This window comes from Streptomyces sp. TLI_55 (assembly GCF_900206255.1).
Taxonomy (GTDB): domain Bacteria; phylum Actinomycetota; class Actinomycetes; order Streptomycetales; family Streptomycetaceae; genus Streptomyces; species Streptomyces aquilus.
Genome location: NZ_OAOJ01000001.1, coordinates 9,054,623 through 9,078,183 on the forward strand (window position 1 = coordinate 9,054,623; position 23,561 = coordinate 9,078,183).

At 69.8% G+C, this 23,561-nt stretch carries 21 protein-coding genes and 4 pseudogenes; 15 read left to right on the forward strand and 10 right to left on the reverse strand.

Annotated elements, in window-relative coordinates; genetic code table 11:
- Window positions 1-50: 50 nt before the first annotated feature.
- Together CRP56_RS41330 and CRP56_RS41335 are read left to right on the forward strand one after the other, a co-directional pair.
- On the forward strand, window positions 51-422 hold the full coding sequence (locus CRP56_RS41330; protein ID WP_179851246.1) for a BlaI/MecI/CopY family transcriptional regulator: 372 nt from the start codon (window positions 51-53) through the stop codon (window positions 420-422).
- On the forward strand, window positions 419-1,348 hold the full coding sequence (locus CRP56_RS41335) for a M48 family metalloprotease (protein ID WP_097273050.1): 930 nt from the start codon (window positions 419-421) through the stop codon (window positions 1,346-1,348). Before CRP56_RS41330 ends, CRP56_RS41335 begins: the two co-directional genes overlap by 4 nt.
- 20 nt (window positions 1,349-1,368) lie before the next feature.
- Here CRP56_RS41335 and CRP56_RS41340 read toward each other — a convergent pair.
- Window positions 1,369-2,210, reverse strand: a pseudogene (locus CRP56_RS41340) (IS5 family transposase).
- 180 nt (window positions 2,211-2,390) lie between these two features.
- On the opposite strand from CRP56_RS41340, the gene CRP56_RS41345 reads away from it, so the two are divergent.
- Entirely contained in the window at window positions 2,391-2,828 is a 438-nt protein-coding gene (locus CRP56_RS41345; RefSeq protein ID WP_097275014.1) for a glutaredoxin domain-containing protein, read from the forward strand.
- A gap of 90 nt (window positions 2,829-2,918) precedes the next feature.
- Here the strand turns inward: CRP56_RS41345 and CRP56_RS41350 are convergent, their stop codons facing one another.
- Entirely contained in the window at window positions 2,919-3,362 is a 444-nt protein-coding gene (locus CRP56_RS41350; RefSeq protein ID WP_097273053.1) for a MerR family transcriptional regulator, read from the reverse strand.
- Between the two features lie 121 nt (window positions 3,363-3,483).
- On the opposite strand from CRP56_RS41350, the gene CRP56_RS41355 reads away from it, so the two are divergent.
- The 3 genes from CRP56_RS41355 to CRP56_RS41365 all read left to right on the forward strand — a co-directional run bounded on the left by CRP56_RS41355 (window position 3,484) and on the right by CRP56_RS41365 (window position 7,269).
- A complete protein-coding gene (locus CRP56_RS41355) occupies window positions 3,484-4,218 on the forward strand; it encodes an SDR family oxidoreductase (RefSeq protein ID WP_097273055.1) in 735 nt (244 codons plus the stop codon).
- A gap of 339 nt (window positions 4,219-4,557) precedes the next feature.
- Window positions 4,558-4,791, forward strand: coding sequence for a hypothetical protein (locus CRP56_RS47815; protein WP_179851247.1), 234 nt, complete (start codon window positions 4,558-4,560; stop codon window positions 4,789-4,791).
- A 327-nt stretch (window positions 4,792-5,118) separates the two neighbouring features.
- Window positions 5,119-7,269 carry an MMPL family transporter gene (locus CRP56_RS41365; RefSeq protein WP_097273059.1) on the forward strand — a complete coding sequence of 717 codons (2,151 nt, stop codon included), beginning with the start codon at window positions 5,119-5,121 and terminating at the stop codon, window positions 7,267-7,269.
- A 116-nt stretch (window positions 7,270-7,385) separates the two neighbouring features.
- Here CRP56_RS41365 and CRP56_RS41370 read toward each other — a convergent pair whose 3' ends face one another.
- Both CRP56_RS41370 and CRP56_RS41375 read right to left on the reverse strand, forming a co-directional pair.
- Window positions 7,386-8,837, reverse strand: coding sequence for a HAMP domain-containing sensor histidine kinase (locus CRP56_RS41370; protein ID WP_097273060.1), 1,452 nt, complete (start codon window positions 8,835-8,837; stop codon window positions 7,386-7,388).
- Window positions 8,834-9,526 (reverse strand): response regulator transcription factor, encoded by a 693-nt coding sequence (locus CRP56_RS41375; RefSeq protein ID WP_097273062.1) that lies wholly within the window; start codon window positions 9,524-9,526, stop codon window positions 8,834-8,836. Before CRP56_RS41375 ends, CRP56_RS41370 begins: the two co-directional genes overlap by 4 nt.
- Before the next feature lie 345 nt (window positions 9,527-9,871).
- Between CRP56_RS41375 and CRP56_RS41380 the strand changes: the two genes are divergently transcribed.
- Genes CRP56_RS41380 through CRP56_RS41390 form a run of 3 tightly spaced genes read left to right on the forward strand, consistent with a single transcriptional unit; the run spans window position 9,872 to window position 12,677 of the window.
- Entirely contained in the window at window positions 9,872-10,900 is a 1,029-nt protein-coding gene (locus tag CRP56_RS41380; protein ID WP_097273064.1) for a FecCD family ABC transporter permease, read from the forward strand.
- 2 nt (window positions 10,901-10,902) lie between these two features.
- The gene (locus CRP56_RS41385; protein WP_097273066.1) at window positions 10,903-11,670 is read left to right on the forward strand and encodes an ABC transporter ATP-binding protein; all 768 of its coding nucleotides are present in this window, start codon (window positions 10,903-10,905) and stop codon (window positions 11,668-11,670) included.
- Between the two features lie 8 nt (window positions 11,671-11,678).
- On the forward strand, window positions 11,679-12,677 hold the full coding sequence (locus tag CRP56_RS41390) for an ABC transporter substrate-binding protein (RefSeq protein WP_097273068.1): 999 nt from the start codon (window positions 11,679-11,681) through the stop codon (window positions 12,675-12,677).
- Here CRP56_RS41390 and CRP56_RS41395 read toward each other — a convergent pair.
- From CRP56_RS41395 to CRP56_RS41405, 3 genes and pseudogenes are all read right to left on the reverse strand, one after another.
- Window positions 12,647-13,015 (reverse strand): annotated as a pseudogene (locus tag CRP56_RS41395) (hypothetical protein); the annotation flags it as partial. The gene CRP56_RS41390 and the pseudogene CRP56_RS41395 sit on opposite strands and share 31 nt — an antisense overlap.
- Window positions 12,934-13,349, reverse strand: a pseudogene (locus tag CRP56_RS41400) (transposase); the annotation flags it as partial. The pseudogenes CRP56_RS41400 and CRP56_RS41395, both read right to left, overlap by 82 nt.
- 69 nt (window positions 13,350-13,418) lie before the next feature.
- Window positions 13,419-13,844, reverse strand: a complete 426-nt coding sequence (locus CRP56_RS41405) for a TIGR03618 family F420-dependent PPOX class oxidoreductase (protein WP_097273071.1) — start codon at window positions 13,842-13,844, stop codon at window positions 13,419-13,421.
- Between the two features lie 264 nt (window positions 13,845-14,108).
- On the opposite strand from CRP56_RS41405, the gene CRP56_RS41415 reads away from it, so the two are divergent.
- The 3 genes from CRP56_RS41415 to CRP56_RS41425 all read left to right on the forward strand — a co-directional run bounded on the left by CRP56_RS41415 (window position 14,109) and on the right by CRP56_RS41425 (window position 19,963).
- Window positions 14,109-14,675 carry a TetR/AcrR family transcriptional regulator gene (locus CRP56_RS41415; protein ID WP_097273075.1) on the forward strand — a complete coding sequence of 189 codons (567 nt, stop codon included), beginning with the start codon at window positions 14,109-14,111 and terminating at the stop codon, window positions 14,673-14,675.
- A gap of 424 nt (window positions 14,676-15,099) precedes the next feature.
- Window positions 15,100-18,027 (forward strand): M36 family metallopeptidase, encoded by a 2,928-nt coding sequence (locus tag CRP56_RS41420; RefSeq protein ID WP_097273077.1) that lies wholly within the window; start codon window positions 15,100-15,102, stop codon window positions 18,025-18,027.
- A gap of 400 nt (window positions 18,028-18,427) precedes the next feature.
- On the forward strand, window positions 18,428-19,963 hold the full coding sequence (locus CRP56_RS41425) for an NCS1 family nucleobase:cation symporter-1 (protein ID WP_097273079.1): 1,536 nt from the start codon (window positions 18,428-18,430) through the stop codon (window positions 19,961-19,963).
- Window positions 19,964-20,037: 74 nt separating this feature from the next.
- Here the strand turns inward: CRP56_RS41425 and CRP56_RS47820 are convergent, their stop codons facing one another.
- Together CRP56_RS47820 and CRP56_RS41435 are read right to left on the reverse strand one after the other, a co-directional pair.
- Entirely contained in the window at window positions 20,038-20,958 is a 921-nt protein-coding gene (locus tag CRP56_RS47820) for a restriction endonuclease (protein WP_257041698.1), read from the reverse strand.
- A 334-nt stretch (window positions 20,959-21,292) separates the two neighbouring features.
- The gene (locus CRP56_RS41435) at window positions 21,293-22,084 is read right to left on the reverse strand and encodes a CPBP family intramembrane glutamic endopeptidase (protein ID WP_097273082.1); all 792 of its coding nucleotides are present in this window, start codon (window positions 22,082-22,084) and stop codon (window positions 21,293-21,295) included.
- 136 nt (window positions 22,085-22,220) lie between these two features.
- On the opposite strand from CRP56_RS41435, the gene CRP56_RS41440 reads away from it, so the two are divergent.
- From CRP56_RS41440 to CRP56_RS49375, 3 genes and pseudogenes are all read left to right on the forward strand, one after another.
- Window positions 22,221-22,442: a hypothetical protein gene (locus CRP56_RS41440; protein WP_097273084.1), complete on the forward strand. Its 222-nt coding sequence runs from the start codon at window positions 22,221-22,223 to the stop codon at window positions 22,440-22,442.
- 59 nt (window positions 22,443-22,501) lie between these two features.
- The gene (locus CRP56_RS41445; protein WP_257041699.1) at window positions 22,502-22,687 is read left to right on the forward strand and encodes a hypothetical protein; all 186 of its coding nucleotides are present in this window, start codon (window positions 22,502-22,504) and stop codon (window positions 22,685-22,687) included.
- A 109-nt stretch (window positions 22,688-22,796) separates the two neighbouring features.
- A pseudogene (locus CRP56_RS49375) lies at window positions 22,797-22,973 on the forward strand (IS110 family transposase); the annotation flags it as partial.
- A 130-nt stretch (window positions 22,974-23,103) separates the two neighbouring features.
- Here CRP56_RS49375 and CRP56_RS47295 read toward each other — a convergent pair.
- Complete coding sequence (locus tag CRP56_RS47295) at window positions 23,104-23,520, reverse strand: hypothetical protein (protein WP_143664986.1); 417 nt, start codon at window positions 23,518-23,520, stop codon at window positions 23,104-23,106.
- Between the last annotated feature and the right edge of the window lie 41 nt (window positions 23,521-23,561).

Sequence of the window (23,561 nt, forward strand, 5' to 3'; positions counted from 1 at the left end):
TGTAGACGGTCTACTCAACTGTAGACGATAACGGGGTGAGGATGGTTCCTATGACCGAGCCGAAGGACGAACGCCGGCCGGCCGGCGAGCTCGAAGCAGCCGTGATGGCCGCCCTGTGGGCCGCCGGCGCACCGCTCACCCCGGCGCAGGTCCAGGCCGAGCTGTCCTCCGGCCTCGCCCGTACGACGGTGACGACCATCCTGTCCCGCCTCCACGACAAAGGTGTCGTCGCCCGGGAGCGACAAGGGCGCGGCTACGCCTACGTCCCGGTGCAGGACGCCCCCGGACTGACCGCCCAGCGCATGCACACCGAGCTCGACCGGGACGCCGACCGCGAGACAGTCCTCGCCCGGTTCGTCGCCCGGCTCAGCCCGGACGACGGGGAGCTGCTGCGCCAACTGCTGGAGGCCGACGAGCAGTGATCGCCCTGCTTCTGATTCCGCTCCTGCTGCCCTTCACCTTGCCGGCACTGGCCCGGCGTGCCCTCGTACGCCTCGACCCGGTCACCGCCCTGCGCGCGCTGACCGCCTGCGTTCTGGCGTGCGCCGGCGCATGCGTGGCCGCCCTCGGCGCCCTCGTCCTGATCGGACTGCTCAAGCTCTCCCTCTTCGCGCAACTGGGCGAGCTCATCCACCCGCTGCGCACCCCCTCGGACCTGATCGTCCTGCCGGCCGCCGCCCTCGCCACCGGCGCGCTCACCCTCGGCGCCTGGACCCTCGCACGCTCAGCCGTACGTCAGATCCGGGCCTTCCGCACCGCTCGCACGGAGGCCGACCGCCGCCCCGCCGCGGGCGACCTGTGCGTCGTCGACTCCCCGCACCCGGACGCGTACGCCCTGCCCGGCAGGCCCCACCGGATCGTCGTCACCACCGGGATGCTGCGCAGCCTGGGCCCCGCCGAACGAGAGGCCCTGTTCGCGCACGAGCGGGCCCACAACGCGGGCGGCCACCACTATTTCCTGGCAGGCGCCGAACTCGCCGCCCACTGCCACCCCGCGCTCCACGTCACGCGTGACACCATCCGGCTCGCCGCGGAACGTGCCGCCGACGAGAGCGCTGCCGCAGCCGTCGGCGACCGCCGCCTCCTGGCACGGGCCATCGCCCGCGCCGCGCTCGCGGGGGACGCTCAACGCTCCACCCGTCCGGACTTCGCCGCCGCCGCGACCACGGGCCCCGTTCCCCAGCGGGTCGCCGCTCTCCTCACCCCTGACCACGGCCGCTCGAACACCAGGCGATGGATCGCCCTGCTCCTCACCGTCTGCGCGATCCTGCCCGCCGCGGCGGCAACCACCGGTGTGGTGGCCTTTCATCACGAGGTCGAGGTCGCCCAGGGCGAAGAGAGCCGGTAGGCCCGGGTGGGTAAGAGGTCCTAACAAAGGCGTTGGACGTGTCTGTGGGTGATGAGGCAGGTGGCGAGGCCGAGGAAGGCTTCGTGGATGTCGTCGCGTCGCTCCCAGCGGATCCGCAGGCGGCGGAAGCCGTGCAGCCAGGCGATCGTTCTCTCGACGACGTACCGGTAGACGCCCAGGCCAGAGCCGTGGGGCTGGCCTCGTTCTGCGATGACAGGGCGGATGCCGCGCTGCCACAGCAGGCGCCGGTACTTGTCGTGGTCGTAGCCGCGGTCGGCGAGCAGCGCGTCTGGCCGGTGGCGGGGCCGGCCGACAACCCCGGCGACGGCGGGGATCTTGTCGAGCAGGGGCAGGAGTTGGGTGACGTCGTTGCGGTTGCCGCCGGTCAGCGACACCGCGAGCGGGATGCCCTGGGCGTCGGTGAGGACGTGGTGCTTGCTGCCCGGCCGTGCGCGGTCGACCGGGCTGGGCCCGCTTTTGGGCCCCGCCGAGCGGCCCGCACATGGGAGGAGTCGATCACCGCCCGCGACCAGTCCAGCTTCTTCGCCGCACGCAGCTTCTTCAGCAGCACCAAGTGCAGTTCGTCCCACACACCGGCTTCGTTCCATGCGGCCAGACGCCGCCAGCACGTCATCCCCGAGCCGAAGCCCAGCTCCTGGGGCAGGTACTCCCACTGGATGCCGGTATGCAGCACGAACAGGATCCCGCACAAGGCCTGCCGGTCCGGTATCCGCGGCCTGCCCTCGACCAGCTTCGGTCCCGGCTCAGGCAGCAACGGCTCGATGAGCGACCACAGTTCATCCGAGACGATCCACGGCCGAGACTCTCGCTTTCCCACGATCAAACCAACGAGCGCCCACACCGAAAGTCACATGATCTACAGCTTCTGTTAGGGCCTCTAAGGCACGGGTCAGAGGGGCGGGTTGCCGTGTTCTCGCAGGGCCTGCGCCAAGTGACCGGCGAGTGGCTCCGGCAGGTTCTGGCCATGGACGGTGTTCATGAGCGTTTCGGCGATCACGCGGAGTCGGTAGCCTGCATCACCATGACGCGCGCTTGGATCCTGCCGATGCTGTTCGTGTTCAGCGGCTCAGCCCTCGCAACCGGCCTGATCTTCAAGGGGAGCCCCGGCACGGCCGCAGGACTCCTGCTGGCGTTCCTGGCGCTCGCCGGCGTGAACTCACCCCTGGTCTTCCCGAAGTCGATCGGCGCCCGGGAGGCACAACGCCGTAGCGCGGTCGACGGCCGGCCGGTCGTCTTCTGGCGGCCGGGCTGCAAGTACTGCATCCGACTGCGCATCCGGCTGGGCTCCAGCGCCCGCCAGTTGCACTGGGTCGACATCTGGCGCGACCCGGCAGGAGCCGCAGCGGTGAGGGCAGCCAACGACGGCAACGAGACCGTGCCGACCGTTGTCGTGGCAGGACGGCCACACACCAACCCCGGTCCCGGATGGGTGCGCGAACAGCTCGCCCCTCACACGTGATTGCTGTCGCCGAAGGCGGCGAACAAAAGTCCTCGATCTATCGCTTCGGAGCTGATCGAGCCGGGTCCCGGGACAAACACCGCCGAGTGGTCAGACGGTGACGGCGGCGGCCTCGTCCGGGCTGATCGCGTCCGCGCCCGCCGCATCGTACGGCGCCCAGGCGGGTTCCCGGAGGGCGGGGCAGTGTTCGGGGGTCGGGTGATGCGCGATGTCGATCATGCGGTCCAGCGCGTCACGGGCGGCGGCGAGGTCCGTCATGGCGGCGGTGATGCGGTCGCGTTCGGCTTCCAGCAGTTCGAAGGACTCGGGTGTGGCGTGCCCGGCCTCGATGTGGGGCATCAGCCGCACGATGGTCCGGCTGGGCAGGCCGGCGGTGAACAGCAGTTGGATCAGCCGGACCCGCTCAACAGCCGCCTCGGCGTAGATGCGCTGACCGCTGGCGGTGCGTTCGGAGGTCAGCAGCCCCTGCTCCTCGTAGTACCGCAGTGCTCTGGTGCTGACTCCGGCTCGATGCGCGAGCTCACCGATCCGCATCTGCGTCCTCCCTCTGGGCGGGCCTTGGGCTTGACCTTGACGCCAACGTCAACTTCTAGCGTAGCGAGGTGTCGGGCGCGGCCCGGCCGATCAAGAGGCCTATACAAGAAGCTGGAAACCCATGAACGTCACCGACCAGATCGCCCTCGTCACCGGAGCCAACCGCGGCATCGGCCGTCACTTCGTCCTCGAACTGCTCGAACGCGGGGCGAGCAAGGTGTACGCGACCGCGCGTCGTCCCGAGACGCTCGACTTCGACGATTCCCGAGTGGTGCCGTTGCGGCTCGACCTGCTCGATCACCAGTCCGTCGTCGCGGCGGCGGACGCCGCGAGGGACGTCAGTCTGCTCGTCAACAATGCCGGCATCACGACCGGTGCCGGCCTCGTCACGGGCGAACTCGCCGAGATCCGTCGTGAGATGGACACGCACTTCTGGGGCACGCTCGACGTGATCCGGGAGTTCAGTCCGATCCTCGCCGCCCATGGGGGAGGTGCCGTCGTGAACGTTCTGTCTGCGCTGTCGTGGTTCGCCGTCCCGGGCTCCGGTGCGTACTCCGCCGCCAAGGCCGCGGAGTGGAACATGACCAACGGCGTCCGTCTCGAGCTCGCCGCGCAGGGCACGCTCGTCCAAGGCGTCCTCCTCGGCGCCGCCGACACGGACATGTCGGCCGGGTACGACGGGCCCAAGGTCGATCCGCGCGAGGTGACGCGCCGCTCGCTCGACGGCCTGGCCGCCGGGTCGATCGAGGTCGTCGTCGACGACTGGACGGCGATGGTGAAGTCCGCCCTCGCCGGCGACCCGGCAGTGTTCTACGCACAGGTCGCCGAACTGTTGGAGGGCGCCCTGTCCCGATAGGCGTAGCACTGAAGGGACATGTCGACTCGGCTCTCGACGGTCGCGCGCCGGTGCGCACGAGGTAGGGGAGAGGGGCAGGGTCTACGGCGGTAGGACCGCGGTGTTGACGTCGGGCCTGGTCGGTGAGCACTGCCGACCAGGCCCGACGAGGGGCGCTATTGATCAGTCGGCGGAGTTCGAGTTCTTCCTCGTTGTTCCGCGACCGCTCTTCCGTGACTCCGGTGGCGAGCGCCTTGCCGAGCTTCATGACGCCTCCGTGGACCGATGCCGAAGGCCGCAGGCCCGGGCGTCGGAGCGGGTGATCATGTTTGCCAGGGGCATCCTCCACTGGTGCACATAGTGGGGATCGTCATCATCAGCGCTGTCGGTCTGTTCGTCTGGCTGCTCGCCGCCCTCTTCCTCCTCCTGGCTCACAATCACTGGCAGGCACGATGGACACGCGCGGCGCACCTCGTCGTCTCCGCGGTGATCCTGGGGGCGCTGGCATTCGGGATCTACCGGCTCATCCTTGCCATCCCGTCCGAAGGATGCGGGTCGTCCCCGGCTGAGAAGTCGAGCTGCTCCCTGGGCTAGGCCTGGTGAGCTGGTCGGGCCGGATGTCTGGGAGACGTGCCGCGCCCTGATCCCGGCCGGGAGCGTGTTCGCGTTCCTGGCCGAGCATGCCGCCGCAGCTGCTCGCCGCGACGATCGTGTCCGGCGGCACCTGGACACGCACACCCACCACCGCATAACAGTGGAGGGGCATTTCCGCTCAGGACACCCCTCCACCACGTTGGTGCGTGCGATGAACACATGGTTCGGGCAAGCGGTCTGAGCACCGCATTAACAGTCGTCTCAGGTTCGCTCCGTAGGAAGTCGGCATCCAGATAAGCGATGCAACTCGTATGGAGGAGGCCAGTGATGGCAGTCGACGCAGCGCCGTCCGGGGGAGCGCCGGCGGGTCGGTTGGCGGGCCGGTGGGTGCCGTGGTTGGTGATCGGCTTGTGGCTGGTGCTGGCGGCGGGCATGGTGCCGCTGAGCGGAAAGCTGAGCTCGGTCACCACCGACAGCGCCGTGGACACCCTGCCGGCCAGTGCCGAGTCCACCAAGGTGGCGGTGCTGGACGACCGTCTGCCCGGCGGGGACAGCAACACGTTCGTCTTCGTGTACCACCGCGCCGGCGGCATGACCGACGCCGACCGCGCGACGGTCGAGCGCCAGTACGACACTCTCGCCAAGCGGTACCCGCCGAAGGCGACGCCGACGGTCGGCGAGGACGACGAGGGCTCGCCGCTGAGGCCCTCCAGCGACCGCGAGGCGATGATGTTCACCCTCGAGGTGAGCACGGCCTACGGCGCACCGGAGGCAATCGTCGGCCCGTTGCGTGACGCCGCGAAGGACCGTCCCGCAGGCCTGGAACTCGACGTGACCGGCCCGGGCGCGATCGACGGCGACATGGACGCCGTCTTCGACGGCATCGACGTGCAGGTCCTCCTCACCACCATCGTCGTCGTCACGCTCCTGCTCATCCTCACCTACCGCAGCCCGGTGTTGTGGATGATCCCGCTGCTGGCCGTGGGCGCGGCCGCACTGACCGCGATGGCGACCGTCTACCTGCTCGTCAAGGGCTTCGGCATCGTGGTCAACGACCAGAACTCGGCGCTGCTGACGATCCTGGTGTTCGGCGTCGGCACGGACTACGCGCTGTTGCTCATCGCTCGATATCGGGAGGCACTGCACCACCATGAGAACGTCCGGGTCGCGATGGTCCACGCGCTGCGCGGCGCGGCACCGGCCATCGTCGCGTCCGCGGCCACCGTGGTCGCAGGGCTGCTCTGCCTGCTCGTCGCGGACCTGAACAGCACCAGCGGGTTGGGCCCGATCGGCGCGGCCGGCATCCTGTGCGCGCTGGTGGCCATGCTGACGCTGTTCCCGGCGGTGCTCGTGGTGCTCGGCAGGCGGATCTTCTGGCCGGCCGTCCCGCGGTTCAGCACGGCCACGGAGGAGAAGCCGGGGCTGTGGGGACGGCTCGGCGCCGTCATCAGCCGCCGCCGGTGGGTGGCGACACTCGGCTCGCTCGGAGTCCTCGGGGTGTTCGCCCTCGGGCTGGCGGGCAACACCGGCGCCCTTCGGGAGCAGGACCAGTTCCTGTCCGCGCCGGAGTCGGTCACCGGCTTCACCGTTCTGCGCCAGCACTTCCCGGAACTCGGCGGCCAGCCGATGACGGTCTTCGCGCGACCGGCGTACCAGGAACGGGTGCTCGACGTCGTCAAGGACACTCGCGGTGTGGCCCTGGCCGTCCCGGAGCAGACCAGCGGTGGCTGGGCCAACATCTCCGTGTTCCCGAAGGACGCGCCGGACACCGCCGCGGAGTACGACACGATCAAGCGGGTGCGCACCGCCGTGCACGCGGTGCGCGGGGCGGAGGCGATCGTCGGCGGGCCGAGTGCGGAGAACCTCGACACCGAGGTCACCACCGAACGCGACGAGAAGCTGGTGATCCCGCTGGTGCTCGCCGTCGTCCTGATCATCCTCGGGCTGCTGCTGCGGGCGATCGTGGCCCCGCTGGTCCTGATGGCCACGGTGATCGTCTCGTTCGCCGCGGCCTTCGGCGGCAGCGTGTTCGTCTTCGACACGATCCTCGGGTTCAAGGGTGTCGACTCCTCGGTGCCGCTGCTGGCGTTCCTGTTCCTGGTGGCGCTCGGCGTCGACTACAACATCTTCCTGGCCAGCCGGGCCCGGGAGGAGACCGCGCGTCTCGGCACCCGAAAGGGCATGCTCAAAGCGCTCTCGGCCACCGGTGGCGTCATCACCTCGGCAGGCCTGGTCCTGGCGGCCACGTTCGCGGTCCTCGCCACACTTCCGCTGGTGATGCTGGTCGAGGTCGGGTTCCTGGTCGCCTTCGGCGTGCTGCTCGACGCCCTGCTGGTGCGGTCGGTTCTGGTGCCCGCCCTGACCTTGCTGATCGGCCGGCGGATGTGGTGGCCGAGCCGGCTGTCGGGTCCAGCGGCCGAGCTGCCGGACGGTCGCCGGCCGCTCGTCGACGACGAGGAGCCCGCGCTGCAACGGTGAGCGCGGCGGCACGGACGAGATCCGGGACGGGCCCCAGGCCCGTCCCGGCCTTTTTTCATGGGCCCAACGGCCGACGTCCTTGGGAACTTTGGTGCTGCGCCACTCGCCGGGGCAGGTCAGGACGCCGCAGCGTCCTCCCCGGCGGTGAGCCGCGCGATCGGGGCGGGCGGGGCTGCGGCCGGAAGCTCGACCCGAAGCAGCGCGCCACCGCGTGCGGAGCGGGCGACGCCGGCCCGGCCGCCGTGGGCGTCGACGACCCGCTGCACGATCGACAGGCCCAGACCGGATCCCGGCAACGCCCGGGCGCTGTCGGCACGGTAGAACCGGTCGAACACCCGCGGTACGTCGGCGTCGTCGATGCCGGGCCCGGCGTCGTCGACCTCCAGCACCGCCGACGCGTCCTCGGCCCGGAGCCGGACCCGGACCGGCTGGTCCGCGGGGGACCACTTGCCGGCGTTGTCGATGAGGTTGAGTACCGCCCGCTCAAGCGCGGCGGGACGCCCGCTCACCCACACGGAGGTCACGTCAAGCGCGACCTCGACGTCGGGCGTGCGGGAACGTGCCCGGGTCGCGGCGGCCGCCACCACGTCGGCGAGGTCGAGCAGTTCGGTGTTCTCGTCGCTGACGTCACCGCGCGCCAGGTCGGTCAGCTCGGCGACGAGGGTGCTCAACTCGGCCACCTGGGCGCCGAGATCGTTGAGCAGCCGGGTCCGGCTCTCCGCCGGCAGCGCGCTGTCCAGGGTGCCGCGTCGATCGAGCCGGATCAGCAGCTCGACGTTGAGGCGGAGGCTGGTGAGCGGGGTCTTGAGCTCGTGGGCGGCGTCCTCGGCGAGCAGCCGCTGGGCCCGCCGGGAGTCCCGGAGCGCGGCGAGCATGTCGTTGATCGACCGGATCAGCCGCCGTATCTCCCCACCGCCCTCGTCCGGGATGTCGGCGTCGAGATCCCGGGTGTGTGCGACACGTACCGCGGCGGCGGTCAGCCGGTCGATCGGCGCCAGCCCGGTCCGTGCCACGGTCCGCCCGACGAGGGTGCCGCCGGCCACGCAGAGCAGCCCGATCAGCAGCATGCCGAACCCGAACTGGTTGATCGGGCTGTCGTCGGCGACGTGGGCCACCTGGACCGCGCCGTCGCCCGCCCGCAGGGTGTAGATGAGGTAGCCGTCCTCGTCGCTGTCGTTCGACTCCATCAGGTCGGCCGACGCGCCCTGCGCCACGCGCTCGGCGCTCTCGCTGACGGGGGGCAGGGCGGGTTGGCCGGCCGGCGTCCGGGTCTTGCCGTCGGGCAGGATGACCCGCACCAGCCGACCGGATCCGGGATACGGCGGTAGCTGGAGCTGCGCCAGACCGGCGCGCTGCGCGTTCGTCGCCAGGACGCGGGAGTCGGCGCGCAGCTGATCCTTGGCGGTGTCCTGCAGCTCCCAGCCCAGTAGTTGACTGGCCACTTGGAAGGCCACGAACACGCTGAGCGCGATGGCCGTCGCCGCGATCACCGTCAGCCTGGCCCGCAGGGACCGCCGGCGCCACCATCGGGTCAGCCGCCGCGGTTCCCGGCCGGCGGGCCTGCTCACGGAGGAGTCTCCCGCAGCACGTACCCCAGGCCGCGCAGCGTGTAGATCAATCGCGGCTCGCCCTCGGCCTCCAGCTTGCGGCGCAGGTAACTCACGTACACCTGGAGGTTGTTGGCGGTGGCGCTCATGTCGAAGCCCCAGATCGCCTCGAACAGCGCGTCTCGGGTCAGGACCCGGGTCGCGTTGCTCATGAGGACCTGCAGGAGGGAGAACTCGGTCCGGGTCAGGCGCAGCGGCCGATCGCCCCGCCACGCCTCGAACCTGTCGGGATCGAGCCGGACGTCGGCGAACGACAGGATCTGCGACTCCTCGTCGGTCGGCGTGCGCCGGCGCAGCAGGGCCCGCACCCGGGCCAGCAACTCCTCGGTGGCGAACGGCTTGGGCAGGTAGTCGTCGGCGCCCGCGTCCAGCCCCGTGACCCGGTCGGAGACCTGGTCACGGGCGGTCAGCATCAGCACCGGCAGATCCCGACCCGCGGCCCGCAACCGCCGGCAGGTCTCCAACCCGCCGAGGCGGGGCATCATCACGTCGAGGATCAGCAGATCCAGCGTGTCGCCGTCGTCCCCACCGATCCCGTCGAGCACGGCGAGACCGTTGGCGACGGTGCTGGTGTCGTAGCCCTCGACCTGGAGCACCCGCTCCAGTGAGTCACGGATGGCCGCTTCATCATCCGCGATCATGATCCGCACGCCGGCCCGCCCCCTCCCAGTCGATGTTTTTGCCGCTCATTGTCTCCGATCAACCTGAGGCCAGGCTTAGAGCGTTGCCGTTGATCTTCCTCTGTTAGGCTCCGGACGCCTCCCGCGGGGGAAGTCCGGTGAGAGTCCGGCGCTGACCCGCAACGGTGTGCGCGGCGACTTGTGGTCGTTCGCGTGAGCCCGATCGCCTGTGGGTGGCGCGACCCGTTGACTGCTCGCCGTGGACTGCGAGAGGGGACCGCGCGGCCAAGGCGTCGTACGGGCTGTCTCCTTGCGTGAGTTTTCTCAGGCGGCCCGAGGCGAAGGACGGCCCCGATCGTGCCCCCCTCCAGCCGAATGCCCGTACTGCCCTTGGCTGTTGGGCTCGGGCTGCTGCTTGTCGTGTCGCTCGTGTGCGGTGTCGGACTGGGAGCCGCCGGCATCGGCTGGCCGGACGTGTTCCGGTTCCTGTGGGCCGGGCTGAGCGGTGGGACCGTCCATGCCGGTGACGCAGCCGCCTACACCATCGTCTGGGAGATCCGGCTGCCGCGCGTGGTGCTGGGCGCGATCGTCGGTGCCGGTCTCGCGGCCGTCGGGGTCGCCGTGCAGGCCATGGTCCGCAACGCCCTCGCCGATCCCTTCGTGCTGGGCATCTCCTCGGGCGCTGCGGTCGGCGCCAACGCGGTCATCCTGCTGGGGGCGTTCGCCGGGCTGGGCGTGTGGGCGCTGTCGGTGTCGGCGTTCGCCTCGGCGCTCGCGGCCATGGCCCTCGTGTACGCCGTGGCGCGGTCGCCGCACGGGCTCACTCCGCTGCGGCTGATCCTGACCGGGACGGCTCTGGCGTACGGCTTCGAGGCGGTCACCACGGTGATGGTGTTCGGGGCGGCCCGAGGTGAGGCGGCCCGCTCGGCGATGATGTGGCTGCTGGGCAGCCTGGGCGGGGCGACCTGGGCGCAAGTGCCGCTCGCCGCCGTGACGGTGGCCGTCGGATGGGCGTGGCTGCGGTGGCGGGCCGAGACGCTCAACGCGCTCGCCATGGGCGACGAGGCCTCCGCGGCGCTCGGGGTGCAACCCGCCCGGCTGCGCCGGGAGTTGTTCCTCGTCACCGCCGCCGTGACCGGGACCGTGGTCGCGGTCAGCGGTGCCATCGGCTTCGTCGGGCTGATGGTGCCGCACGTCGTACGCATGCTGGTCGGAGCCGACCACCGGCGCGTGCTCACGGTGGCGCCCCTTGTCGGGGCCGTCCTGCTGGTGTGGGCGGACGTGCTGTCCCGGCTCCTGCTCGCGCCCGCCGAACTGCCGGTCGGAGTGATCACCGCGGTGGTCGGAGTCCCCGCCTTCCTGCTGCTCATGCGGCGTGGCGGCTACGCGTTCGGAGGCCGCTGACAATGAGGCTCGACATCGACGACGTGACGGTCGAGGCCGCCGGCCTCCGGCTGGTCGAGGACGTGCGACTCGCCGTGGACAGCGGGGCGTTCGTCGGTCTCGTCGGCCCGAACGGTAGCGGCAAGTCGACGCTGCTGCGCTGCGTGTACCGGGCACTGCGCCCGGCCGGGGGAGCCGTACGCCTCGACGGGGACGACCTGCATGCCATGGAACCCAGGGCGGTGGCCCGGCAGTTGGCGGCACTGCCGCAGGAGTCGTCCGCCGAGTTCGACTTCACCGTCGCCGAAGTGGTGGCGATGGGACGCCTGCCGCACCGCAACCGCACGGCCGCCGAGGACCGCGCCGTCTGCGCGGGGGCCATGGAACGCACCGGCGTCACACACCTCGCCGACCGCGGCTTCCTCGCCCTGTCCGGCGGAGAGAAGCAGCGCGTCCTCATCGCCCGCGCGCTCGCCCAGCAGCCCAAGGTGCTGGTCCTCGACGAACCCACCAACCACCTCGACATCGCCCACCAGTTGGACGTGCTGTCGCTGGTCCGCGGCAGCGGGCTGACCGTGCTCGCCGCCCTCCACGACCTGAACCTGGCCGCCGCGCACTGCGACCTGCTCCACGTCATCGCCGGCGGCCGGATCGTGGCCTCCGGGCCGCCCCACGACGTACTGCGCCCCGCCCTGCTCGCCGACGTGTTCGGGGTGCGCGCACATCCGGTGCGCCACCCCGAGACGGGCGCCGTCCAGCTCCTGTTCGACCTGCTTCACCCCGCCGAGTAAGGACCCCCATGCGCAAGTTGCTCGCCGCCGCCCTCTGCCTCGCAGCCACCGTCACCGCCACCGGCTGCGGCGCGAACGTCGAGTCGTCCGCCGACCCGAAGACCCCCGCCGTCACCCTCACCAACTGCGGCAAGAAGGTGACGTACGACAAGGTCCCGAAGCGCGTCGTCACCAACGACGTCGGCATCACCGAGCTGATGTTCGCGCTCGGCCTGGAGAACCGCATGGCCGGGTTCGCCATGCCCGACGACAAGGGCGACCTGACCGACGTGCCCTGGAAGGACGGCTACGACAAGGTCAAGTGGCTCTCCAAGGACCAGCTCACCAAGGAGAACGTCCTCGACGCCCGCGCCGACCTCGTCTTCGCCGGCTGGAACTACGGCTTCCGGGACGACAGCGGCTTCACCCCGGAAGCTCTGAAGAAGCTCGGCATCCCCACGTACATCCTCACCGAGTCCTGCCGCAACGGCCGCACCAAGACCTCCCGCGGCATCATGCCGCCCCTCGACGCCCTGTACGCCGACCTCACCAACCTCGGCAAGCTCTTCGGCGTCGAGAAGCGTGCGGCCGCGCTGATCGCCGACTTCAAGAAGCAGGTCGCCGCCACCGCGGCCCAGGCCCCGGCCCACCGGCCCAAGGTCTTCCTCTACGACAGCGGCCAGGACCAGCCCTTCACCTCCGGCCGCTACGCCGCCCCCGACGAGATCATCACCAAGGCCGGCGGACACAACGTCATGCACGACGTCGACGACTCCTGGACCACCGTCGGCTGGGAGTCCGTCGTCGAACGGAACCCGGACGTCATCGTCATCTGCGACTACGGCGACGTCAGCGCCGAGCAGAAGCGGAAGTTCCTGCTGTCGTACGCCCCGCTGCGTGACGTCTCCGCGGTCAAGCACAAGAGGATCTTCGTCCTCGACTACGTCGACCTGGTCGAAAGCCCCCGGAACCCGTCCGCCATCGCCCGGCTCGGCACCTACCTGCGGACGGTGGACCGGCACCGGTGACAACCCCGGCGGCCATGCCCGTCTCCAGAGGGGCGAGGGGCGAGCGAGGCGCGGGTCTCGGGCCAGCCGCGGGTCTTCAGGCCGCAGTCGGGGTTGACGCACAGCCGTTCGGCGGGGATGGCCTTCAGCCCGGTCCGCAGCAGCTCGGCGGCCTCCTGCGCGCTCGGCACCCGTGGGGAATGGATGTCGTACACGCCCGGTCCCGCCTCGCGCGGGTAGCCGTGGGCGGCGAGTTCGCGGGCGACCTGCATGTGCGAGCGGGCGGCCTCCAGGCTGATGACGTCGGCGTCGAGGGCGTCGATGGCCTGGACGATGTCGCCGAACTCGGCGTAGCACATGGGGGCCCTATGCGTCCGGCGGTGCCGGTGTACTGGCGTTGCACGCCCACTGTGGCCGTGCCCTTCTTCAGGTCCCCGGTCTCATCGACCACCAACACCGCGTCTTCGTCGTGCATGTGCTTGACGATGAAGCCGCGCAGGTCGTCACGGACCGCGTCGGCATCCCACTTCGCCCTCGACAGGAGATGCTGCAGGGCGTACGGGGTCGCGTGTCCGGCGTGCTCGGCCAGCGTCCAGCAGTTCTTGTGTGGCAGGTCCGACAGGAGCCCGAGTACGAACTCCCGTGCCCGCCGCCGCGGTTCCACCCGGGCGACCGCCCCGCAATGCGGTCCATCAGGACCTCGAACGTGGCCTGCCAGCGGGCGGGATCTACGCTGTGACGTGCGACCACCGTCACCATGCCTCAGCCTCCGGCCGACCAGGACACGATACGGTCCGGGACGATCGTGACGATGGTGCGCAGGTCCGACCAGCGGGCAACGTAGCCCTCGACGACCTCGGGGGCGACGTAGCGGCGGGTGATCGCCCGAGCCTCTTCCACCGTGGCAGCGTCATCTGCGGTCGCGACGGTCGCCCGTCCGCGGATCATGACTGCCGGGTAAGGCGCATCGAAGGTCTGGACGGAGAAGGAGACCCGCGGGTCGCGCAGCAGATTGCGCACCCAGACGCGTGTGTCGGTCGTCCAAAGCGTCACGACGCCCGAGTTCCATCGAAACCACACCGGGATGGCGTGTGGTGATCCGTCACGGCGCAAGGTCGCGATGACGCCAAGGGGGGTGGGGAAGGTCTGGGTGAGGAATGCTCCCAGCTCCGCCTCGCTCATGCTCATGTTCTGGTTCCTCTCGGGAGTCTAAGCGTGCCGTCTCGACACGTGCCCGTCTCGGTGCGCCTTGTACTGGTTCAGGGCCGCGATGCCGACGATGATCACCGTGAACCCCCGCGCACCTGGCCGGTGGCAGTGCTCTTCAAGGCACGGCACACCGATGGCCGGCGACACCAGCACCCAGGCCAAACCCATGACGCGCATCATGTGTAGCGACCGCTACGAATGTAGCAGTCGCTACAATCAGGCTCAACGGGACGAGGAGGCGCCATGGTCCGAAACACCGCGCGACGTGAGGAACTGGCCGCACTGGCGACCGACTACGCACTCGACCATGGCCTGATCGGCCTGAGTCTGCGCCCCCTCGCCGCAGCAGTCGGCACCAGCGACCGCATGCTGCTCTACCACTTCGCCGACAAGGACGACCTCGTCGCCACCGTGCTCCGGATCTCCAACGACCGGTCGGTCCAGGCCGTCCGCGCGCTGCCACGGTCCCGTACCGTGCGCGCAGCAGTCCTCGACCTGTGGCGGGCCAGCACCTCGGACGAGTCCGACCACTGCCACCGGATGTACGTCGAGGCCGCCGCCCTGGGGCTACTCGGGCGTGAGCCCTACGTATCGGTTGTCCGCGAGGCCAACGGGCGCTGGGTGGAAGCCCTCGCCGACCATCTGATCGCTGCGGGCTGCGCCCGGGCGCGAGCGGCACGCGCGGTGGCGTTGCTGGACGCCGCGTTCATGGGCCTGCAGTTGGACCTGCCGCTCGAACCCAACGAGTCCCACCGTAAGCGCGTGGTCAGCGACCTGGCGGACGCGATCACCGCAATCGCGGGAGGCTGACCAGCACTGCGACATCCGCCCTCACCGGCTCCCGCCGACTGTGTGCCCATGGCCCACGTGGTCACGGTCCGCCAGTCCGGGCCCCGTCGCGCCCGTCCCCGACGGACCGCCGGCACAGGAAGCCGATCCAGCCGTGTCGCGCATCACCCGACGCGGCACAGCGATACCTGGGTCGATGCGGCGGACAGCTTCCTCCCTCGATCAAACCCGGTCCGGGGCCCGCCACTACGAACGACAGGCCACCGATCACCGATGAAGATTACGATCTACAGCCTGCAGCACCTCCACCGCGACCTGTGAGCCTTCTGCGAAAATTTTGATCTTTCGGGCTTTCTCGTCGGGCAGGAGAGATGAAAGGGTCTGGAGTGATCAACTCGGCTGTCTGGTGCAGCCGTTGGACTCCTCACCCCCCACGAGGCGTGACATGGCGAGAGCCTCCCTGCGCAGAACGCGCACCACCATATTCGCGGCGACGGCCGGCCTTGCGCTGACCGTCGCCATCCTCCCCGGTACCGCGAACGCGGCCTCGGACGACCCGACACCCCCTGCCGACACCGGCATCCCGGCGGCCCAGACGCCGCCCATCCCCTCCCAGCAGACCCTGATCCGCCGCGACGCCCGGCTCACCAAGGCCGAACAGCGCCCTGGTGTACGGAAGTTGCGCAACCAGCTCGGCACCCAGGGCGTACTGGAGCTGGACCCGGCCACCGGCACCGCACGCCAGGTGGCCAAGCTGGACGGGTACCTGACGCCCCCCAGTGACGACAGTCCTGACAACATCGTCCGGGACTATCTGCGAGCCCGTCCAGACGTCTTCGGCCTGGCTGACGCCCAGGTCAACGCGCTGACGCTGCGCAAGCAGTACACCGATGTCGCCGGCATACGTCACCTGTCGTTCCTTCAGTCGGTCGACGGCGTGCCGGTCTTCGGCAACGGCGTCAAGGCGAACGTCTCCCGCGACGGACGGCTGATCAGCGTGCTCGGCGCTCCGGTGCCGAAGCTGCCGTCGACGCTGGCCCGCGCCCGGGTCACCGCAACGCAGGCCCGGGACACCGCCGTCCGTGACGTCGCGGGCGCCAGGGCCGACGGAAGCACGCCCACCGACACCGCCAAGCAGGTCGTCTATCCGGTGCCCGGCGACACCGCTCGCCGCGCCTGGCAGACGGTCACCTCGCCGGACGGCCACGGTATGTGGCTGCACGTCGTCGACGCCGTGAGCGGTCGGGTCCTGTACCGGCAGAACCTGTCCTCCGATCTGAGCGCGTCCCCGGCCGGGACGTCCATTGCCGGACAGCCTCTGTACGACGGCGCGACCGCGCCCGCGTCCAGCGGCAAGGTGCTGGTCTGGGACCGCTACCCGGGCGCTCCCGCAGGCGGCAAGCAGGCCACCCGGAACCTGACCGCCAAGGGCTGGCTCCCCAAGAACGCCAAGACCCTCGACGGCCGTATCGCGCACGCCTTCAGCGACGTCAACGACAACAACAAGGTGGACAAGGGAGAGGAGATCGCACCGACGGCGGGCGGGACGTTCGCCTTCCCGTTCAAGCCCTTCACCGGCCAGGGCTGCGGCGCTCCGCTGCCCTGCTCCTGGAACCAGAAGAAGCCGAACTCCTGGAAGACCAACCGCAAGCAGAACGCCGCGCAGGTCTACTACTACCTCGGCACCTTCCACGACCACCTGGAAGCCGCCCCGATCGGCTTCACCCGCAAGGCCGGCAACTTCGACGGACGCGACGGCGACGCCGTACAGGCGCAGACCGACGACGGCGCGGCGGTCGACAACGGGCTGCCCGACGAGAACCACCTGAACAACGCGAACATGGGCACCCCGCCGGACGGCCAACCGCCCACGATGCAGATGTACCTGACCGGCTCCGGCCCCGGCTACAACGTCCTGCAGGGCAACTGGGGCGACGACGCAGCCACCGTCTACCACGAGTACACGCACGGCCTGTCCAACCGCCTCGTCGTCGACGCCGACGGCGTCTCGGCCCTCACCGGCCAGCAGGGCGGGGCCATGGGCGAGGCATGGAGCGACTGGTACGCGCTGGACTTCCTGGTCAACCAGAAGCTGCTGAAGGACGGTCCGCGCAGCGACGGCGATGTGGCCCTCGACCCGCCGCACTGGACGGACGAACTCCCCTCACGCAGCCAGCCGTTGGACTGCCCGGTGGGGTCGAAGGCGGCCAAGTGCCCGGGCACGAAGACGGCGGGCCCCGGCGGGTACACCTACGGTGACTACGGAAAGATCCGGGACGACGGCCCCGAGGTGCATGCCGACGGTGAGATCTGGAGCGAGACCCTCTGGGACCTGCGCGCCAAGCTCGGCAGCAAGCTCACCGAATCGCTGCTGACCCGGGCGATGGAACTGTCGCCCGCCGCCCCGACCTTCCTCGACCAGCGCAACGCCATCCTCCAGGCCGACACCGTGGTCAACCACGGCCGGGCCCACAAGACCATCTGGAAGGTCTTCGCGCACCGGGGGATGGGCTACTTCGCCGCGGCGCTCTCCGCCGACGACATCCAGCCCGATGAGGACTTCTCCCTGCCGCCCGGCCCGGGCACCAAGCGGGTCACGCTCTCCGGCAAGGTCTCCGACGACTCGACCGGAACCCCGGTGGGCGGGGTCACGGTCAGCGTCAGCGGCCACAGCTCCGGCTTCCCCGGGGCCGACTTCTCCGCCGTGACCAAGGCGGACGGCACCTACTCCATCAAGGACGTCCCCGAGGGCACCTACCGGAAGGTGTACGCGAGCGGCAACGGCTACGAGCCGAAGGTCCGCACCATCGCCGTCAAGGCCGGTTCCGCCGACGCCGACTGGCAGTTGCGCCGCGACTGGGCGTCCTCCTCCGGCGGCGCCGAGATTGCCGACTTCACCGGCACCGACAACACCCAGTACGGGTGCGGACCCGACGGCCTGATCGACATGGCGTCCGCGGTGTGGGGCTCGGACGCCAACGGCGGCACCAACGGCACCGGGGTCGACCCGGTCCACAACACGGTCAAGCTGCCGAAGCCGGTCGACATCGGTGAGCTCCTCGTCGACCCGACGGCGGGCTGCGGCGACGACACCACCGCGTCCCTCGGCGACTACCGGATCGACACCTCGTCCGACAGCACGACCTGGACCACCGCGGCCGAGGGCCACTTCAAGCCCGCCGACACCGGCCGGCAGAACGCCGTGACCCTCAAGGACGGCAGCGGGCAGAACGTCCAGTACGTCCGCCTGACGATGCTCGGCAACCAGGCCGCCGACAACGGCGTGGACTGCGCGAAGGACTCCAGCCCCTCGGGTTGCAGATACCTCGACGCGACCGAACTCACCGTCCACGGCGCACCGCACCAAGGCTGACGCGCCGCAGCCAGGAGCCGGGGCGGCCTTCCCTCGCCGGAAGGCCGCCCCGTGCAATCGGCCACCATCACGGCCCGCCCCAGTTCGGACCTCCCTCGACCGGAGGTGCTCGTAGTTGCTGTGGTGGCGAGCAGTGCTGCGGCTCTGTCATTTTTTTTGTCCTCGGTGCTCAGCCGATGCCTTTTGCGCGCCTGTTCGGACGGGATGTGTGCGCCCGGCCCGGTGGCCGGCAGTCCCGAACGTGGTCGGTCGGGCAGGGCCGGAACTGGAAAGTATTTTCCGTTGACGAGTCCGTTACGTGTCGGGCATCCAGGCGCAATACACAGGCCGTTGTCTGACGCCTCAACCATCCGGTGCGATGCCGGAGGCAGTTGTCGCAGCCAGCACCAAGGAGCACCACATGACGGCGACGGACAGCGCGGACGCGGACAGAACTGTCACCCCGCCGGGGTATTCCCCCCGTCTCTACAACGAGGATCTCGCCCCGGCCACCGAGCGCAAGTGGGGCGCCTTCAGCATCTTCAACGTCTGGACCTCGGACGTCCACAGCCTGTACGGCTACTTCCTGGCCGCCAGTCTGTTCCTCGTCGCGGGCAACACCCTCAAGTTCCTCATCGGTATCGGCGTGGGCTCGCTGGTCATCTACTGGCTGATGACCCTCATGGGCAGGGCGGGCGTCAAGACCGGCGTCCCCTATCCCGTCCTCGCCCGCGCCTCGTTCGGCACCTTCGGCGCCAACGTCCCGGCGCTCGCCCGGGCCGTGGTCGCCACCTTCTGGTACGGCGCCCAGACCAGCGCCGCCGCCGGCGCCATCGTCGCCTTCCTCGTCCGCTACGACGGCCCCAGGCACCTGCACGAGACCACTCATCTCTTCGACCACAGCGGCCTCGAAGTGCTGTGCTACCTCGGCGTCTGGGCCGCTCAGCTGCTCATCATCAGCAAGGGCATGGAGACGGTACGCCGCTTCCAGGACTTCGCCGGACCGGCGGTCTGGCTGATGATGCTGGTGCTGGCGATCGCACTGTCCGTCAAGGCCGGCGCGCTGTCCTTCTCGGTCGACATGCCGGCCAAGGACCTGGGCGCGCTCGCCAAGGGCGCCACCGGACTCGACGTCAGCCCCGGCTCGTTCGCAGCGATCGCCGCGATAGCCGCCACCTGGGTCACCTACTTCGCGGCCCTGTTCCTCAACTTCGGTGACTTCGCCCGCTTCACCCCCGACGTGAAGACCCTGAAGAAGGGCAACGTCTGGGGCCTGCCCGTCAACCTGATCCTCTTCTCCCTCGTCGCGGCGATCACCACGGCCGCCGCCAGCAAGGTGTACGGGGAGGTCATCCTCGAACCGGCCAAGATATCCGCCAAGTTCGACAGCGCGGCCCTCGTCCTGCTCGCCGCCCTGACCTTCGCCGTCGCCACGCTCGGCATCAATGTCGTCGCCAACTTCGTCAGCCCCGCCTTCGACTTCGCCAACGTGGCACCGAAGTACGTGACCTTCCGGCGCGGCGGCCTCATCGCCGCCGTCATCGCCCTGCTGCTCTACCCGCTGCACCCCTGGGACAACGCCCCCAGCTTCGTCAACGCCATCGGCTCGACGATGGGCCCGCTCTTCGGCGTCCTCGTCGTCGACTACTACCTCATCAGGAAGACCCAGCTCAACGTGCCCGCGCTCTACCAGGAGGACGGGGAGTTCCGCTTCCAGGGCGGCTGGAACGTCCGGGCGCTCGTTGCCGCCGCGGTGGGCTCGGTGTTCTCCAGCATCCTGCCCGTCTACGGCCCGTCCGGATACGGGGACAACCTGGGCCCGTACTCCTGGTTCATCGGCGTCGCCGTCGCCGGAGTGATCTACCTCGCCCTCAGCAGGGGCAGAAGCCCGCTCACCGCCTCAACCGCCGAGGCTCCGGCCGTGCAGGAGCAGACGGGCGCCGCCACCGGATCGTAGACAACGCGGACGGAACATCTCATACGGCGAGGCGCGACCGGTACGGCACACCGGCCGCGCCTCGCCGGCGGTCTTCAGGAACCCCTGTTGCGCTTCTTCGCTTCGTTGAGGATGTGGCCTCGGTCCAGGAAGCCGACACCGCGGTCCTTGAGGATCCGGTCGACGTGGTGCGGCTTGCTGCCGGAGCGGAGCAGCCGCGCGGCCTCGGCGACCTGGTCGTCCCGCGAGGCCCCGGAGGCTGCCGCGACCCGCTCGCGCGCGGGGCGCGGCACACGCGCCCCGAACGCGCCGACTGCCGGGTCCGTTCGCGGCCGGGGTACGAAGGCCACCCGGAAGGGCCTGGCCCGAAGGGAGGGCCGGACGCCGAACCGCGCGGCCAGCAGGAGCGCGCCGACCGACCAGCATCCGAGAAGGATGCCGATGAACTTCACGATGTCCAGGGCGAGCGGCCCGGTGTAGGTCTTCTCGTCCCCGATCGACCCCAGCGGAGCCAGGATCAGGGAAACGCCCACGACCACACCCCAGTTCCGCCGCCAGAACGTGGGCGCCCCGGCTGTTTCGGGGCGGTGGGGGACCGTGGCGGGCGCGGGAGACGGGGTGGCTCGATGGATACGACGAGCGGTGTCGTTGACCGGCGTCATCGTGCCGTCCAGGCGGTACGTGAAGAGCGCGATGTCCCGCTCCCTGGCGTAGGCCACGGCGGTGGTCGTGTAGTCGCTGCCGGTGAAGAAGATCAGCTGCGCGGTCGACCGGCTGGGGCGCGCACCGACGAAGCGCTGCAGCTCCGGGCGCCCGACCTGGGCGGCCTGGTACTTGACCTGTCCGAGGGCGCGCCCGGCCCGGACATCGATACCCGAGTCCGGGCCCCCAGGGCTCGCGGTGGCATCGGTGTACCCCCAGTGCCGCATCCAGCGGGCCGCGTTGAGCTCGGCCTGCTGCCACGACGAGATCTGCATCGGCCGCGGCGGCACCGTCCGTTGCGGTGTGTCGGGCACGTTCCCCCCTCAGATACTCACGTTCGGTCCGCACTCCCGGCGTGGGCAGAGCGAGACATCGCTGCTGACAGAAAAGCGCAGGTGGACGCCGAGTCGCCCATGGTATGCGGTGGTCTCGGCACGCGTCCGCGGGACCGGGAAGGAAGCGGGCGAGGCAGTCCAGCGCGAACTCGGCGGCGCCGGGGCCGGAGCCTGGCGGGTACGCCACCGCCGGCGCCGTGCCCCACTTGTTGTCATCCGCGATGCCTCCTGTCGCCTGGCCCGCATGGTGATCCCTGGACGACCTGTCTGCCCGCTTCCCCCGGCAGCCGCAGGCGACGTAGCGGCCGATGGGTCAATCGAGCGCCCCGGCTGCCTCGGGATGCTCGTCATCGTCCGTGGGGGCGGCACCTCGCGGCGCAAGGGCCTCTCGGCTGCCGTAGTGGCGCAACAGCCACCAGCCGTACACGGCGTGAAACACATACACACACACCTGCCACCAGTCCGGAGCCGCGCCAGGAGAGCGGATCTGGAAGAAGTCGTCCAGCCCGTGGACGACCACCATCGGCCAGACGGAGCCGATCGCGAACCGCAGACCGGCGCAGGTGAACCCGAACAGCCCGGCGGACAGCATCTGCCACAGGGTGTCCTCCAACGGTGCGCCGAAGAAGAGGTAGTTCTGGAGGTGCCCGGCACCGAAGAGGACGGCGACGCCGGCTGCCGCGCGCACCGGGCCGAGCGGGAGGAGGGTCTGCTGCACGAGGCCGCGGCTGTAGACCTCCTCGTTGAGGCCGACCCACAGCAGGGACACCAGCGAGCTGACCACGACCGTCGTCGTGCCGTCCAGGCCGGCGAGGGCGTACGAGCCGGCGATCAGCAGCATCGGCAGGGCGAGCCACCAGCGGTGCCGCCGGCCGAGGGTGGCGGTACCGGAGGTGCGCAGCCATCCCCACCGCCACAACACACACCAGACACCGGCGAAACAGGCCGCGTTGACCAGGACGGCGCCCAGGCCCGGGAACCACGACGGTGCCAGCGGCGGCAGGATCACCTTGGCGAACAGCAGGAGTACGGCATGCCAGGCGAGCGTCAACTCCAAGGCGCCCCAGAGGGGATGGCGGGTTATGTGGCCTTTCCACTGTTCCATCACGGGGGTGAGCGTAGCCGCGGCCGCCTGGGCGGTGCCCCGCGCAGACCGGGTCGTCGAGGCTGGGCCAGAAAGTCATGGAGAATCGAGAGCAGACAAACGAGCCGGAGAAGCCGGAGAAGACAGTGAGGCAGAGATGACAGCTGATGCGGACGAGAAGAAGCATGGCTTCTCGCTGCTGCGGTTCGCCCTCATGGTTTTGGCTCTCCCGATCGCCCACTCCGCGACCGCCATCACCTTCGGCCACTCCGTCACGAACGCCTTGGGGACCTTGGCCGAGGACACGGCCATGCTCATCGTCGTGGTCTCGACGGTGGCCTACGTCAGGTCTAGGGTGCGGCGGGAGACACCGGGCTGAGCGGCTCTGACCTGCGCAGACGTCGTGGTCCGGCGGCGGGCTCGGCTGCCATGGGTGGTGTGCGGCTCGGCCTGCCACGCCCGGGCGCCTCGGTGCTGCTGCCGCTTGGCCTCATCGCCGCGATCACGCTGCTGTGGAAGTTCGGTGCGAACCCGGTGCTGTCCTTCTGGCTCGCTTACCTCCTGACCCGCCCGCTGGGCGCGAACATCGGCGACTGGCTCGCCTCCCCGAAGGTCGCTCCGTAAGTTGTTTGGCGGTCAGGAAGAGTGGGGTGTGGCTCTAAAGTCGCTTGCCCCCGGTGGCTCCGGTGGCGTGGCCGCCCCGCTCTTCTGGACGCCCGGGCCGTTGATTGAGATGTGCGAATGGGTCGGCATCGACGCCAGCAAGGCCCACCGCTGCTGGGTCGCCATCGACAACACCGGAACCACCGTCTGGAGCCGGAAGGTCAGCAACGACGAGGCCCTCATTCTCTCCGGCCTGAGCGAGGTCCTCGCACTGGCCGGAGAAGTCCGATGGGCAGTGGATCTCACCGGCACCGCGCCCGCCCGCCGACGAGTCGATGTCCTGTGGGCCCTCCTCCGCGACAACCGGCTCTTCACAACCACACCACCAGCGAGGGCGATTGCCCCCGCAGAAGGTTGAGCCCGCCGCCGGCTGCGCCTCACAGCCGCGCATTGAGGGTCATGAACGCGCGACGCTCGATGAAGTGCCCAAAAGCCGGTTCGGGCAGCCCACCCGAGAGATCCACTCCGCACATGTAGAGCTCTGGACGATTCGACAACAGCTCGAAGTCGCGCAGTGCATCGTCGAAGGCACAGATGATGCCCGGCTCGGACGCGGAGTCGATCAACAGGACGTGATCATGGGCGCCCATAGGAGTCGTCCTTGCCCACTCCACTGCCTCATCATCTGAGACGCCCTGAAGCCCGAGGGATCGACACGGCAGACCTCGCCAGTCGATGCCATGGCCCGCCCACGGCAGGGTGCAGAGGTAGGCATCGAACGCTGAAGCAAGCTCGACCGTGCTGATCGAAGCATCGTGATCCGTGATCCAGCGGGAGACCTCTTCAGCACGCACACGCGCAGGGTAGTCGAGCCCGACCGCAGGGGACCATCGAC